Genomic DNA, 13,130 nt, shown 5'->3' on the forward strand with positions numbered 1-13,130 from the left:
GCAGAAATGAGCGCATTCTAAAAAGGCCGCAAACGGCCGCGACATCGCATCCTCGGGGGAAACAGTGACGCCGCATTTGAATTCGAAGATCGCGCGCCTGCATGGTTTACGCAACGGGGTCTTGAAGACGCCTGCTGCCATCAGCCGCGTCGTTCCCGCCCTTGTGCTGATCGCCGGCGGCTTGCTGGCCGGTTGCCAGGCGGATGGCGACAGTCTGTCGAACAGCGTCAAGAACACCGATATCAAGGCGCCCTCCAGCACCGTCGAGGAAAGCTTCGGCGAAACCGGCACGGAGATCACCCTGCTGCTGCCGAAGGGCTCCACTGGCCTTTACGAGGGCGAGGCGCGCGATATCCGCGATGGCGCAGCGCTCGGCGTCGGCGAAGTCGGCAACGGGCAGGTCTTCGTCAAGGTTGTCGACGTCTCCGGCGGCCCGGCATCGGTTGCCGCTGCCGTTTCGGCCGCCAAGGCGCGCAATTCCGCCCTCCTCGTCAGCTTCGCGCCGCAGGCGACCACCGCTGCCGTCGCAGCTATCCCTTCGGCCGAGCGCCTGCCGCTGATCAATCTCGGTGCGCCGGTCCCGGCAACGTCGGGCAATGTCTACAACTTCACCTCCGACGAGGTGGACAGTGCCGTCGAAGGCGCCCGCACATCCGTCTCCGGCGGCCACAAGAAGGTCTTCGTTTTCGCCACCACGGAGCTGACGGCGATCGGCGAAGCCCGCATCGCCGATGGCGTGCGCGCTTCAGGCGGTACCTATCTTGGTTCGGCCCGCTATGCGCTTTCGGATGCCTCGGCCGCCGATGCTGTGACCAGGAGCAAGGCGCAGATGCAGGGCGCCGACACCATCGTCGTGCTGGGCAAATCCACTATCGTCACCACGGTTGCCGGTGCGATCAAGGCTGCGGGCTTCACCAACATCACACTTGTCGGCACCAGCGGCTGGCCGCAGCAGGCCTATACCAGCCCGGCTGTATCAGGTGCGCTGATCGCGATGGTTGATCCGGAAGGTGCCTCGATGATATCGGAGCGCTACCAGCGCCATTATCGGCGTCCACTGACGGCCAATGCGGCCTATGGCTATGATGCGGTGGCAATCGCCTCGGGCATCATCCGCACCAAGGATCCGAAGGCTCTGACGGCCGAAAACCTGACCAGCAAGACGGGCTTCCGCGGCATCACCGGGCTCTTCCGCCTGAATGTCTCAGGCGGCGTCGAACGCAAGCTCAGCCTCTTCACCATCACCGGCGGCAAGCCGAACCTGTTCGTGGCGGCGCCGAAGGCCTTTTGAGGCCATCGGGTCGCTGGCTCGATAAATCAATGCCTGGCGAGTGCCAGGCCGGACGTGTCAAAGGCCGCCGCCGCGGCCATCAGGATGCGCTGCTGGGCGGCGAGCAGGAACATGTAGCCTGCGAGCTCGACGGTTTCCTCAAACACTTCGGGCACGCCGACAAAGGCGTCGAGCGACATTCCCATATGGCGCTCGGCCGCCGTCATCAGGATCAGCGACAGGCCGGCCATCACCAGTTCGAGCGCCGGAAACTGCCGCGCCTTCATCACCGGATCCAGCAATCGCCAGAGCTTGAAACGTGCCGTCACCGTCAGCGTCACCAGCACCAGCAGGATGACGAGCGGCTTTACGGCCGGGTTGAACCAGAGCAGCTTGCCGGAAAATTCCGGCCCGTCCTCTGACATGCCGGATGGCGGATAGAACACCGCACCCCAGCTGATTTCACGTCCCAGGCAGATGATCCAGACCGGTACGAGCGCCAGCCAGAGCCATTTCCATGGCGCCTGGCTGCGGCTCGCCAGTACGATCGCCTGAACGGTGCCGATGGCGAGAACGAGATTGTCGAGGAGCTCGAGCGGTGCGTTTTCCCAACTCCACCAGGCCGGCAGAACGAAAGACAGCGGATATGCCAGGAGGAAAAAGGCGAAGGCCACGAGCCGGAAGGGCAGGGCGGTAGTCATTTCATCTGTACCTCTTCAAGGGAGAGGGTTTTATGAAATAAATATGACTATCGCAATCAAATATGCCCCCCATCAACAGTTAAGGATGAGGGCAGATCGTGTGGGAGAGCCTCGTCTTCCCTAGAGCGGCAGCGGCGCCTCGGGGTTTACCAGACCCGCCTTGCGCAGATCACGCCAGAACTCCGCCGGGATCGTCTCGTTCAATGCCGCCCCGTCCTCGGCGATGCGTTCGGGCTTGCTGGCGCCGGGGATCACGGCGGCGACGGCCGGATGTGCCAGCGAGAACTGCAGGCCCGCAGCCTTTATGCTGATGCCGTGGCGGTCAGCCAGCGCCTTGATCCGCGCCACCTTGTCGAGGATTACGGGCGTTGCCGGCGCATATTCGAAATTCGGCCCGCCGACCAGTGCGCCCGAGCTGTAGGGGCCACCGGCGACGATGCCGAGACCGCGCTCGGCGACCAGAGGCATCACCCGCTGCAGCGCCCGGTCATGGTCGAGCAGCGTGTAGCGCCCGGCCAGCAGAAAGCCATCGGGCCGCGGTGTATCCAGACCCAGCAGCAATTCGATCGGCTCGACACGGTTGACGCCGAGGCCCCAGGCCTTGATCACGCCCTCGTCGCGCAGCCGGTCAAGCGCCCTGAAGGCGCCCTTGCGGGCGGTCTCGAAGACGTCGAGCCACTCGTCGCCATAAAAATCCTGAGCGACGTCATGCACGAAGGCGATATCGATGCGGTCTGTCTTCAGCCGCTTCAGGCTGTCCTCGATCGAGCGCAACGTTGCATCTTCCGAGTAGTCGTTGACGATCTTGTTCGGCCGCCCGTATTTGAACACGTCTCCCTTCTCGCCGAGATCGCGGGCGCTGACATCCTCGATCTCGTCGAGGATCACCCGGCCGACCTTGGTGCTGATCACATATTGATCGCGCGGTTTGGCCGCCAGCGCCTCGCCCATGCGGATCTCCGCAAGACCAGCGCCGTAAAAGGGCGCATTGTCGAAATAGCGGATACCGTCATTCCAGGCGGCTTCGACGGTCGAAAGCGCTTCGGCTTCCGGAATATCGCGAAACATGTTGCCGAGCGGGGCGGCGCCGAAGCCGAGCTTGCTCCGCAGGATGTTCTTGAGTGCCATTGATCTGTCCTCTACAGTGTTTGGTGTCAGCCGATATCGGCCGCGTCGAGAACGAGCGCGGTGCGTTCGGCGAGATCGTTGATCTTCGCGAGATAGGCCTTGAAATGCGGGGTCTGGCGGTGGGCGGCCACCGCTTCATTGTCCTGATAGAGTTCATCGAGCACAAAACGCGTGGCATCTGCCTGATCGCGCCAGATATCCCAGCGCAGGTTGCCCGGCTCCGCCCGGCAGGTGGGTGCCATGCCGGACAGAAGCGCTTCGAGTTCGCCTGCCTTGCCAGGCCGGGCGGCGAGGATTGCCATGATCTTCACGGAATGCGGCATGGCTATCGTCCTTCGTTTCAGGCGGCCGTTGCGCGGTTCAGCGCCTCGACCAGCTTGGCGGCAAGCGGATGATCCGAACGTGGGTTCTGGCCGGTGATCAGTTCGCGATCGACGACGACATTCGGTTCGAAATCGATGTCACCGGTCGTCACGTTGCCCCCGGCAATCTGCAGCGCATCGACCACGTTGAAATAGAGCTTGGCGTGCAAAATGTAGTCCTCGACAACCTTTTCTTCGCTATTGGAGAAGACGGTCATGTTGTACCCGGCATATTGCCAGCCCTTGGCCCATTCTGCCGCCTTTTCAGGCGCGCCGGCAATTAGCGCCGCGCGGAATTCGCGGGCATTCGGCATGGCCGAGGCGACAGCGATCGGACCATGGCAGAGCAAGGCGGTCGGCTTGGCCTTCTCGTGGAAGTGGCGCAGGATTTCGCCGAGATCGGCATCCTGCATCAGATCGACCCCAGGCGCCTGGCCGCCGGGCACGAAGACGCCGGCATAGCCGTCCAGACCCTCGGCGATAACCGCTGCCAAGGTCTTCACCTCGTTCATCGACGGATCCGCGGCATAGAAGGCCTTTGCCTTGCGGTATGCCGCCTCGTCGCCGCCGAAGTGATCCACCTTGTCGGAGACCTCGTCGATATGCGGCTTGGTGCCGTTAGGGGTGGCGAGCACGACATCGTAACCGGCAGCAATCACCGCCATCACCGGAATCACGGTCTCATTCAGATACTGGCCGGTGGCGCCGCTGCGGCCGCCCTTGGTTTCGATGCGCGTTGCGTTCGAACCCACGACGAGAACTTTACCCTTGCTCATTGTCATCTCCTTGGCCTCTGGCCTCGTTTCGATGACTGGATGATGCTCTCTGATGACGTATTTCGGAAATTTATTTGTTCTATTCCAGATATTCACATGGCATTATAACTGAATGCGATATGACCTGAATCTGATGCCGGTGTTCCTGGCGCTCATGGATGAGCGCAACGTCACCCGCGCCGCCGAACGGCTGGGCATCACCCAGCCGGCGCTGTCCAATGCGCTGAACCGCCTGCGCGACACGCTGCGCGATCCACTGTTCATCCGCGAGCGCTACGGCATGCGCCCGACGCAGCTCGCCGAAGAGATGGCGCCGGTGGTTCGCACCGCGCTGGCGCAGTTCGACGAGCTGATCCTCGGCCAGCAACAGTTCGATCCGGCAGAAGCCTCAAGGCTCTTCACGCTTGCGCCAAACAGCTATGCCGAATTCGTGCTGATGCCGGAGGTCGTCGCCCGCCTGCGAGCGCGCGCCGACGGCATCAAGCTCCGCCTCATCCCCTTCGGCAGCGATCTCGCCGAAACCGGCGCGGTATCAGGATCGACCGAGATGGTGATCGGCCGCATCACCGATCCGCCCGACAATATCGTCGTGCAGCACCTGATGGACGATGGCCTCGCCTGCGTCGTCCGCGCCGGCCATCCCGATATCGGCGACAGTATCTCGAAAGAACAATACGAGCGGCTGAAACACGTCAACGTCCTGCCGCCGGGGCGTCTGCGCGCCGGCCTTTTCCAGGCGCTGGAACAGCGCGGCCTGCGCCGCGAGGTGGCCGTCTCCGTCACCCATTTTCTTGCCGTGCCCGAGATGATCGCGGCGACCGACTATTGCACCACGCTGCCCAGCCAGATCTGCCGGCGGCTCGCCCGCGACCCCCGCCTGAAAATCCTGCCCGCTCCCGCCGATCTCGGCACCTTCCCCGTCGAGATCGCCTGGCACGTCCGCTACCGCCACGACCCCGCCCACCGCTGGCTGCGTTCGCTGATAGCGGAAGTGGCGAAGGAGATTGGCGAAGACGCTTGAAGCGCCCGGGCCCTTAATCCGACCAGGGATCGTCCTGCAGCGCCACGCCGTCCTGCAAGCTGTGCAGGATGGCGATCAGCCGTGGGGCGAGCTCACGGATTTCGCTCAGATGGATGGCGGTCAGCCGCTTCAGCGCCGATTCCGCCTTTGCGGTCAGCGCCAAGGTCTGGCGGCGCTTGTCGTTCGGGTCGGCGTTGCGCGACACATAACCGGCGGCGACCAGCCGGCCGACCAGTTCAGTTGCCGAATGCGGGGCGATCAGCAGCCGCTCGGCAAGCAGGCCGACCGACATCGCTTCCTCGCCGCGATGGCCCTTGATCGCCAGCAGCGCCTGATGCTGCTGTGCCGGCAAACCTTCCTCGTGGGCGGCCGAGGCGCTGAAATCCATGAACTGGCGCAGCGTATAGCGCAGGTTGGACAGTGCCTCGTAATCGGCATCCGTCAGATCGTCTATCGGCTTCCTGGCCATCAATCCCCTGCCGTCATTCGCTTGCCACCGGCAAGATCATTGCATCCATGCCGCCATCTCCATTCGCCGGTGATCCTGCAGCGCCCGCAGCGCCTGCATCAGCTCCGGCGCCATTTCCCGGATCTCATAAAGATGGGCAGGCGTCAGCCGACGCAATAGCTCTTCCGCCTGATCTGTCAATCGAACAACGGTGCGGCGCTTCGGCTTGGTGGCGATCGTCAGAAAGCCGCGGTCTCTCAATCCTTCGGTCAGCTCCCTGGCTGCGGCAGGCGCCAGAAACAGTGCATCCGCCAGGTTGGAAACGCTCATTTCGCCATCGATCCCCAGCCCCTTGATGGCGAGAAGCGCCTGATGTTCCGGCGGCGCAAGGCCGAGCCGGCTGGCTGCATCGGCGCTGAACTGGCGGAATTTGCGGATCCGGTATCTCAGGTTGGCAAGCGCCTCATATTCGATCTCCGAAAGGCTTTCTTTGGGCATCGGCCTGCTCCTCAAAGCATGACTTGATTTATATCGTAATACGATATATTTCGCGCTTCATTGCCAGCCTGTCAACAGGAACCCCTATGTCCTCACAAAACACCCACCGGCCGCATGATTTCATGGGCGGCCTTTCCCGGCGCGAGGCCGGAGACTTCACCACCGACAAGCGCGTCATCGCCCTGATCGGCATGGCGTTGATCGTCGGCACCGGCGGCGCCCTTGCTGCCTGGGTGCTGGTCAGCCTCATTTCGCTGGTCACCAACCTCGTCTGGTTCGGCCGCTTCAGCATCCATGCCGTTTCATTGGCAACGGCGCCGCGCTCGATCTGGATGGTCGTTATCCCGGTTCTCGGTGGTCTCGTCATCGGGCTGATGGCCCGTTTCGGATCGGAAAAGATCCGTGGCCACGGTATCCCTGAGGCGATCGAGGCGATCCTGATCGGCGGCAGCCGGATGTCGCCGAGAGTGGCGATCCTGAAGCCGATTTCCTCGGCGATCTCGATCGGAACCGGCGGCCCATTTGGCGCCGAAGGCCCGATCATCATGACCGGCGGGGCGATCGGTTCGCTGTTTGCCCAATGCTTTCACCTGAGTTCGGCCGAGCGCAAGACGCTGCTGGTGGCCGGTGCCGCGGCGGGGATGACCGCGATCTTCGGTTCGCCGATCGCCGCCATCATGCTCGCCGTCGAACTGCTGCTGTTCGAATGGAAGCCGCGCAGCTTCATTCCGGTTGCCGTCGCCGCCTGCGTGTCGATCTGCTGGCGCCCGTTCCTGTTCGAGGCAGGGCCGCTCTTTCCGAAACAGTTCCACATGGATCTCCCCTGGTGGGGCATCCTGCTCTGCGCCGGCATGGGCATTCTCTCCGGCCTGCAGTCCGGCATCCTGACGACGCTGCTTTACAAGATCGAGGACCTCTTCGAAGCGCTGCCCATCCATTGGATGTGGTGCCCGGCACTCGGCGGGCTGATCATCGGCCTCGGTGGCATGATCGAACCGCGCGTCCTCGGCGTCGGTTACGACATCATCGACGGTCTGCTGAACAGCAGCCTGCTGCCGCAGGCCGTGCTCACCATCCTGCTGGTCAAGGCGGCTATCTGGCTCGTGGCGCTCTCATCGGGTACATCGGGCGGCGTGCTGGCGCCGCTGTTGATTTTCGGCGGCGCGCTCGGTTGGCTTGTCGGGCTTGTCCTGCCCGGCGATCCCGGCTTCTGGGCGCTGCTCGGCATGGCGGCGATGATGGGCGGCACGATGCGCGCGCCGCTGACCGGCACCTTCTTCGCCGTCGAACTGACCGGCGATGTCCAGGCGTTGCTGCCGCTGCTGGCGGCAACCGTGGCGGCCTATGCTGTCACCGTTCTCCTGCTGCGCCGCTCGATCCTCACCGAAAAGATCGCCCGCCGCGGCCAGCATATCACCCGCGAATATGGCATCGACCCCTTCGAATTCGCCCGCGCCCGCGACATCATGATCTCCAGGGTCGATAGCCTGAGGGCTGATATGACCGCGGGAGAGGCGATCGACCTCTTCACCACGCAGCCGAAGACGCACCGCGTCTATCCTGTCGTCGATGACCTCGGCATCCTCAAGGGTCTGATGTCGCGCGGTGACGCTCTGCGCTGGCAGCAGGAACACGTTGAGAGCAGCCAGCCGCTCGCCGATCTGGTCTCCGACGGTTCCGTGCCGCTCGCTCACCCCGATGACACGGCCGGCTATGTTGCCGATCTGATGCTGGCAACCGATGCCGGACGCATCCCGATCGTCGACCCCGAGAGCGGCCAGCTCGTCGGCCTCATCGCCCGCAAGGATCTGCTGCGCCTGCGCCATTCGCTCCGGGCAAGCGAAACGGAACGGCAACCGTATTTTGGGCCGGGAGCGAAAGCGCTGCCATAGCATTCTTGCGCAGCCGTGGCATCGATACGCGGCGGCTGCGCTGTATTCCTGAGGGCGTCTGCAGACTGCGAGACCGTCAGCTGGCGGTTGACAGCGCGAACCCGCTGAGATCGGCCGCCATCAGTACGATGTGCTTGTTTGGCTTCTGGTCGGCTCCCCGCGCGTAGATCCGCCGCCGCGTCGGGAAGATGATCCCGCCGAACGGCTGGTGATCATAGAGGTAGTGGGCGGCCGTGCCACCTCCGGCAATATCCACCGAATAGTCATGCCTGCGGATCAGGCCGTTGGCATCGAAATAGAGCACCTGTTCCGAAGAGTGCGTGACGTAGGATTGCGGGAACGTGACCTTGACCGCTCGCCAGGTTTCGTCGCCCTCGTTCCAAGGCGAAATCTCCTCGAGGCGGATGTCGCCGCTGAGCAGGGAGAAAGGCAGGGTCAGGTAGGTCCACAGCGCATATCCGGCGAAGTAGGCAAGCTGTGCCGCAGACCACGGGTGATCGGGCTCGAAAGAACCGCGGGGATCGTGGAGCTCTTCCAGCAGCTGACCTGCGGTGCTCGCGACAGCCGTGCGGTGGGGCTCGAAGATGCCGGTCTGATCAGGCGAAAGGAATGGCGAGAACACCGCGTGCTGCCGCTGCGTCTCGATCGTCACCCGCGTTGGCGACTTCGCAAATGCCGCCTGTCCTCTCTGCTGTAGCGCAAGTCCGCCCGGAACAAGGTCTGCGGAGATCTGGCTGATATCGTTCCACCGTTCCAGCCCGCCATGGGCGTCGATGGACGATCGTATAAGGTCGAGCATGTCATGTCCTCAGTTTGTTGAAACAGCAGCCTGCCCGCGGCAGGCCGCCTTTTATGGGCGGACGCTTACTGCCAGACCGGCAGGTGCTTCTCGACGAATTCGGCAACACTCTGCGGTCGGCGGCCGCTGATCGTCTCGACGACGTTGTTCGTCCCGGCCATCAGCCCGCGCTCATGCATTCCCGCAATCGCCTGGACGTGCTGGGTTAGGAACGGAATATCCTGGCCGGTAACCTCGCGGACCCACTGCTCGCCGCTGATCTTCTCGTAGCGCACCTCTTTGCCGAGTCCCCGGCTGATGATCCCGGCAATCTCCGGCGGCGTCAGTTCGTCGGGCCCAAAGAGTTCGTAGGTCTGCCCCTGATGACCAACGGGATTGGCGAGGATGGCGGCGATGACGGCACCCTGATCCTCGGCCGAGATCGGTGCAAAGCGCCCTGTCGTGCCGAAGGCGACCGCATAGCGGCCTTGGCGGATCATATTGCGCATGTAGAACAACCACTCGTTGAAGGCAGTCGGATGCAGATGCGCGACAGCTGTGCCCGCCCGGTCCAACACCTGTTCGGCCAGCCAATGCTGCAGAGCCGATTCACTCTCGGCATCCGGGCGGGCGGTCTTCTGGGACATGTTGACGATGAATTCTGCGTCCGCCTCCAGCGCTGCCTGGGCGAAATGCGTGGTTGCCTGCACCAGGCCGGGCCGCATCGGATAGACGAAATAGGCCCGCTTGATACCGCGGAAAGCACGCTGCACCGCGCGGAAATCCAGCAGGTCGCCGGCGACGATTTCGGCGCCGCGTGCAGCTAGGTCAGCCGACCGGGCGTCGTTCTTGTGAACCAGAGCTCGCACGGCAAAGCCCTGCTGCAGCAGTAGTTTCGCCGCAACGCTGCCGGTGGCGCCAGTGGCGCCGCCGATGAGGATGGTGGAGTTCATGGACGGCGTCTCCTGCACTTACTTGCCCTGGATCAGCAGACCGAGCGGTGCCAGCGGCCCGACCGGGATCAGTTCGAAGGTCATGAAGCCACCTTCGGTCAGTGGAAGCGCATCGACCGCGGCCTTTGCCTGGTCCGCGGTGTCGACATTCATGAGAAAGATTACGCCGGGACGATCCTGGCGGAACCAGAACTGCTCGATCTTGCCCTCGAGATAAAGCTTCAGGGTGTCGGGGACCTCTTTGGGCATGATCTGCTGCTGTTGCTCCGGTGTCGGAGCCGTCGTGATCGATCCGATCGCGAGTATTTTCATGGCTGATCTCCTTGATGGCCGCCACATGCGGCGATGGGAGGTCTAGCTCCCAAGCAGGCAGGATGGTATCGTCGTAAATGCCAACTTTGAGGTCATTTACGCCATGCGGATTTCCGTTCTCGCGCTCGACGATGTTTTCGATACCGGCCTGACGGTGACGCTCGATGCCTTGAAGCTCGCCAACAAATTCGCCGCGCAGATGATGGGTGGCGCGCCGCTTTTCGAGGTCACCGTTGTCGGCGTGCGCAGGAAGGTTCGCTCCGGCCTCGGGCTCACTATTCCTGTCCAGGCTATCAAGCCGGAGCTCAAGCCCGACTGGGTGATCATTCCGGCTCTGGCCACAGGAACGCCCGAGCAGCTGATACCGGCACTTGGCCGCGCCGACATGGTGCTCGCCAAGAAGCAGCTTCTACGGTGGCATCAGGAAGGCGCGCAGCTGGCCGCTTCCTGCATCGGAACCTTCTATCTGGCTGAAGCTGGGCTTCTCGACAACAGGGAAGCGACGACGACCTGGTGGCTCGCACCGCTATTCCGGCAGCGCTACCCGAATGTCCGCCTCGACGAGAGCCGAATGCTCGTGCCGACCGATATCGGCGTGACCGCCGGAGCGGCGATGGGCCATCTCGATCTGTCGCTGTGGCTGATCCGAAAGGCCAGCCCCGAGCTCGCCAATGTCGTCTCGCGCTATCTGATGGCCGATATCCGCTCCTCGCAGGCGCCCTATATCATTCCCAATCACCTGGCGCAGGCCGACCCGCTGATCCTGCGTTTCGAGCGCTGGGCACGCGATCATCTAAAAGGCGGCTTTTCGCTACAAGAGGCCGCAGCAGCCCTGGCGACCAGTGCGCGCTCGCTGCAGCGCCGCTGCCAAGCCGTGCTCGGAAAGTCACCGCTCGACTATTTTCAAGATCTGCGCGTCGAGCGCGCCCAATCGCTGCTACACGGCAGTGGTCTCGATATCGACGCCATCGCTGCCGAGGTCGGCTATGTCGATGGCGCGACCCTGCGAGCGCTGCTGCGCCAGCGTCTCGGCCGCGGCGTCCGCGACCTCAGAGCAGATTTGCGATGATCTGAGGCCGCTTCTCTGCGCAAATGCGTCATCTGCCTTCCGCGGCCGCGGCAAAGAATCCTTCGGGGCTCTCCACCTCGACCAGCCGCTTCCGCTCGATCTGCCAGAAGCGGTTGCCGGTGGCGCGCACGAAGCTGCGGTCGTGGGAGACCAGCAGGCAGCTTGCCTGATGCGCCATCAGCTCTGTCTCCAGCGCTTCCTGACCGTCGATATCCAGATGGTTGGTCGGCTCGTCCAAGAGGTAGAAGTTCGGCTCGGTCAGCCTCAGCACCAGCATGCCGAGCCGCGCCTTCTGGCCGCCGGAAAGGCGGCCGACCGGCTTTGCCTGCATGTCGATCGTCATCCCGGCACCGGCGAGCAGCGAGCGGGCCCGCTGATCGCCGATATCGAAGCGGCGGATGATCGTCTCCATCGGTGTATCGGCATCTTTGAGATCGGCGAGCGCCTGATCGGCATAGCCGAGGACCAGCGAGGGCGTTGCCTTGATGCCGTCGAATGTGGCTTCGGGAGCACCGATCGCCTTGCGCAGCATGGCGATGAACCGTGATTTTCCGGCCCCGTTTTCGCCAAGCAGCACGATCCTGTCGCCCTGGCAGATGAACTGCTTGCCGGTCCTGAACAGCATCGTGCCATCCGGTGTGCGCACCTCGGCATCATCTAGGGTAACGAGCACCTTGGCGTGGGTGCCGCGATTGCCGAGCTTGATGGCGCCGGCAGAGCGTTCCAGATGCGCAGGCTTTGCCGCGTCCTCCAGCTTGTCGGCCCGCTGCTTCAATTGCTTGGTCTTGACGACCAGCAGATCGCTGCCGGAGTTGATGCCGATATTGTTGAGTTTGGCCGCCTGCTTGCGCAGCCGCTCGGCCGTCTTCATGTCGCGCTCGTAGCGCTTCGCATCGGCGGCATCCGCCTCGTCGAGTGCTGCGCGCGCCTGCGAATAGGGAAGCGAGAAGAGCTGCGAATTCTCCGGCCGCAGAAACAGCGTGCGGTTGGCGACGGCATCGAGAAAGGCGCGGTCGTGGCTCGCCAGAATGACGGGCACGTCGCGGGGCAGGGCGTTCAGCCAGTTTTCCATCAGCGCGATCTTGCCGAGATCGAGATGGTTGGTCGGCTCGTCGAGCATCAGCACGTCGGGTTCCGTCACCCAGACGCGCGCCAGCATCGCCAGCCGCTGCCAGCCGCCGCTGAGCGCATTGAGTGGCCGCTGCCGGAATTCCTCCGGCACGTCGAGCGATTCAAGCACCACATCGACACGCCAGCTTTCGGTCTCTGCCTGTTCGGGCGATAGAGCATCGAGCACTGCGTGGTAGAAGCTGTGGCCGAAGAGGGCGGGTGGCACGTTCTGCTCGACATAGCCGACGGTCAGCCCGCGCGCCTTGGTGATCTCGCCTTCAGTCGCCTCCAGGGCGCCGGCGATGCAGCGGAACAGCGTCGATTTCCCGCGCCCGTTGGCGGCCACCAGGCCGATGCGGTCGCCGGCATTGACGACGAGGTTCAGCTTCGAAAATAGCGGCTGCGACAGCACGATGCCGAGATTGCGTATATTGATCAGTGTCATGGTCGGTCTCTGGTCTTTGCCGCATGGCGCAGTCATCGAGGGCATCGGCCATCATCGATGAACGCACTGTAGCGGCGGATAGGAATATCGGCAGCACGAATCCCATGGGACAGATGCTGCGGGCCACGAAGGGCAGACCAGGAAGAGGTGTCGCGAGAAACGGTCTCTGGTCAGCCCTGCAAACGCATTTGCAGGGCGTTGACGGGGCCACGCTGCCGGTAATACCGGAAATAGAAATTCTGCACGTGACCCTCCTTTCTCTTTGAACGAGTGTCGATTGGATAGCATCACGCGGGCCGCGGCGCAACCGCACGCTGCGGTCCCGGTCTTGCCGCGGCCGGCCGGCTGCTATAAGCGCCGGTCTCAT

Annotated in this window: 14 protein-coding genes; 4 read left to right on the forward strand and 10 right to left on the reverse strand. The window is 63.3% G+C overall.

The window, feature by feature from the left end:
• Window positions 1-64 precede the first annotated feature (64 nt).
• Window positions 65-1,291, forward strand: a complete 1,227-nt coding sequence (locus AC1DIJ_RS13445; RefSeq protein ID WP_477831424.1) for a type 1 periplasmic-binding domain-containing protein — start codon at window positions 65-67, stop codon at window positions 1,289-1,291.
• Between the two features lie 26 nt (window positions 1,292-1,317).
• Here the strand turns inward: AC1DIJ_RS13445 and AC1DIJ_RS13450 are convergent, their stop codons facing one another.
• The 4 genes from AC1DIJ_RS13450 to AC1DIJ_RS13465 form a co-directional block, all read right to left on the reverse strand.
• The gene (locus AC1DIJ_RS13450; protein WP_112389767.1) at window positions 1,318-1,971 is read right to left on the reverse strand and encodes a hypothetical protein; all 654 of its coding nucleotides are present in this window, start codon (window positions 1,969-1,971) and stop codon (window positions 1,318-1,320) included.
• A gap of 120 nt (window positions 1,972-2,091) precedes the next feature.
• Complete coding sequence (locus AC1DIJ_RS13455; protein ID WP_112389768.1) at window positions 2,092-3,099, reverse strand: aldo/keto reductase; 1,008 nt, start codon at window positions 3,097-3,099, stop codon at window positions 2,092-2,094.
• 26 nt (window positions 3,100-3,125) lie between these two features.
• Window positions 3,126-3,422 (reverse strand): putative quinol monooxygenase, encoded by a 297-nt coding sequence (locus AC1DIJ_RS13460; protein ID WP_112389769.1) that lies wholly within the window; start codon window positions 3,420-3,422, stop codon window positions 3,126-3,128.
• Window positions 3,423-3,439: 17 nt separating this feature from the next.
• Complete coding sequence (locus AC1DIJ_RS13465) at window positions 3,440-4,237, reverse strand: type 1 glutamine amidotransferase domain-containing protein (protein ID WP_112389770.1); 798 nt, start codon at window positions 4,235-4,237, stop codon at window positions 3,440-3,442.
• Between the two features lie 112 nt (window positions 4,238-4,349).
• On the opposite strand from AC1DIJ_RS13465, the gene AC1DIJ_RS13470 reads away from it, so the two are divergent.
• Window positions 4,350-5,258: a LysR family transcriptional regulator gene (locus AC1DIJ_RS13470; protein ID WP_112389771.1), complete on the forward strand. Its 909-nt coding sequence runs from the start codon at window positions 4,350-4,352 to the stop codon at window positions 5,256-5,258.
• A gap of 13 nt (window positions 5,259-5,271) precedes the next feature.
• Here AC1DIJ_RS13470 and AC1DIJ_RS13475 read toward each other — a convergent pair whose 3' ends face one another.
• A complete protein-coding gene (locus AC1DIJ_RS13475) occupies window positions 5,272-5,727 on the reverse strand; it encodes a MarR family transcriptional regulator (protein ID WP_112389772.1) in 456 nt (151 codons plus the stop codon).
• Between the two features lie 36 nt (window positions 5,728-5,763).
• Window positions 5,764-6,204: a helix-turn-helix domain-containing protein gene (locus AC1DIJ_RS13480; protein WP_112446101.1), complete on the reverse strand. Its 441-nt coding sequence runs from the start codon at window positions 6,202-6,204 to the stop codon at window positions 5,764-5,766.
• Window positions 6,205-6,290: 86 nt separating this feature from the next.
• Between AC1DIJ_RS13480 and AC1DIJ_RS13485 the strand changes: the two genes are divergently transcribed.
• On the forward strand, window positions 6,291-8,096 hold the full coding sequence (locus tag AC1DIJ_RS13485) for a chloride channel protein (RefSeq protein ID WP_112389774.1): 1,806 nt from the start codon (window positions 6,291-6,293) through the stop codon (window positions 8,094-8,096).
• Between the two features lie 76 nt (window positions 8,097-8,172).
• On the opposite strand, the gene AC1DIJ_RS13490 is transcribed toward AC1DIJ_RS13485, so the two are convergent.
• From AC1DIJ_RS13490 to AC1DIJ_RS13500, 3 genes are all read right to left on the reverse strand, one after another.
• Window positions 8,173-8,895 (reverse strand): hypothetical protein, encoded by a 723-nt coding sequence (locus AC1DIJ_RS13490; protein WP_112389775.1) that lies wholly within the window; start codon window positions 8,893-8,895, stop codon window positions 8,173-8,175.
• A gap of 65 nt (window positions 8,896-8,960) precedes the next feature.
• Window positions 8,961-9,827 (reverse strand): NmrA family NAD(P)-binding protein, encoded by an 867-nt coding sequence (locus AC1DIJ_RS13495; protein ID WP_112389776.1) that lies wholly within the window; start codon window positions 9,825-9,827, stop codon window positions 8,961-8,963.
• Window positions 9,828-9,845: 18 nt separating this feature from the next.
• Window positions 9,846-10,139, reverse strand: coding sequence for a hypothetical protein (locus tag AC1DIJ_RS13500; protein ID WP_112389777.1), 294 nt, complete (start codon window positions 10,137-10,139; stop codon window positions 9,846-9,848).
• A 103-nt stretch (window positions 10,140-10,242) separates the two neighbouring features.
• Here AC1DIJ_RS13500 and AC1DIJ_RS13505 point away from each other — a divergent pair, with 103 nt between their 5' ends.
• Window positions 10,243-11,208: a helix-turn-helix domain-containing protein gene (locus AC1DIJ_RS13505; protein ID WP_112389778.1), complete on the forward strand. Its 966-nt coding sequence runs from the start codon at window positions 10,243-10,245 to the stop codon at window positions 11,206-11,208.
• A gap of 28 nt (window positions 11,209-11,236) precedes the next feature.
• On the opposite strand, the gene AC1DIJ_RS13510 is transcribed toward AC1DIJ_RS13505, so the two are convergent.
• The gene (locus AC1DIJ_RS13510) at window positions 11,237-12,763 is read right to left on the reverse strand and encodes an ABC-F family ATP-binding cassette domain-containing protein (RefSeq protein WP_112389779.1); all 1,527 of its coding nucleotides are present in this window, start codon (window positions 12,761-12,763) and stop codon (window positions 11,237-11,239) included.
• Window positions 12,764-13,130: the final 367 nt, after the last annotated feature.

Source organism: Rhizobium sp. 10N427 (genome assembly GCF_056394605.1).

Excerpts from the sequence above, each read along its gene's own strand:
- AC1DIJ_RS13480 (WP_112446101.1), bottom strand. The coding sequence starts at position 6,204 with ATGCCCAAAGAAAGCCTTTCGGAGATCGAATATGAGGCGCTTGCCAAC.
- AC1DIJ_RS13495 (WP_112389776.1), bottom strand. The coding sequence starts at position 9,827 with ATGAACTCCACCATCCTCATCGGCGGCGCCACTGGCGCCACCGGCAGC.
- AC1DIJ_RS13500 (WP_112389777.1), bottom strand. The coding sequence starts at position 10,139 with ATGAAAATACTCGCGATCGGATCGATCACGACGGCTCCGACACCGGAG.
- AC1DIJ_RS13465 (WP_112389770.1), bottom strand. The coding sequence starts at position 4,237 with ATGAGCAAGGGTAAAGTTCTCGTCGTGGGTTCGAACGCAACGCGCATC.
- AC1DIJ_RS13460 (WP_112389769.1), bottom strand. The coding sequence starts at position 3,422 with ATGCCGCATTCCGTGAAGATCATGGCAATCCTCGCCGCCCGGCCTGGC.
- AC1DIJ_RS13485 (WP_112389774.1), top strand. The coding sequence starts at position 6,291 with ATGTCCTCACAAAACACCCACCGGCCGCATGATTTCATGGGCGGCCTT.
- AC1DIJ_RS13470 (WP_112389771.1), top strand. The coding sequence starts at position 4,350 with ATGCGATATGACCTGAATCTGATGCCGGTGTTCCTGGCGCTCATGGAT.
- AC1DIJ_RS13475 (WP_112389772.1), bottom strand. The coding sequence starts at position 5,727 with ATGGCCAGGAAGCCGATAGACGATCTGACGGATGCCGATTACGAGGCA.
- AC1DIJ_RS13490 (WP_112389775.1), bottom strand. The coding sequence starts at position 8,895 with ATGCTCGACCTTATACGATCGTCCATCGACGCCCATGGCGGGCTGGAA.
- AC1DIJ_RS13510 (WP_112389779.1), bottom strand. The coding sequence starts at position 12,763 with ATGACACTGATCAATATACGCAATCTCGGCATCGTGCTGTCGCAGCCG.
- AC1DIJ_RS13505 (WP_112389778.1), top strand. The coding sequence starts at position 10,243 with ATGCGGATTTCCGTTCTCGCGCTCGACGATGTTTTCGATACCGGCCTG.
- AC1DIJ_RS13455 (WP_112389768.1), bottom strand. The coding sequence starts at position 3,099 with ATGGCACTCAAGAACATCCTGCGGAGCAAGCTCGGCTTCGGCGCCGCC.
- AC1DIJ_RS13450 (WP_112389767.1), bottom strand. The coding sequence starts at position 1,971 with ATGACTACCGCCCTGCCCTTCCGGCTCGTGGCCTTCGCCTTTTTCCTC.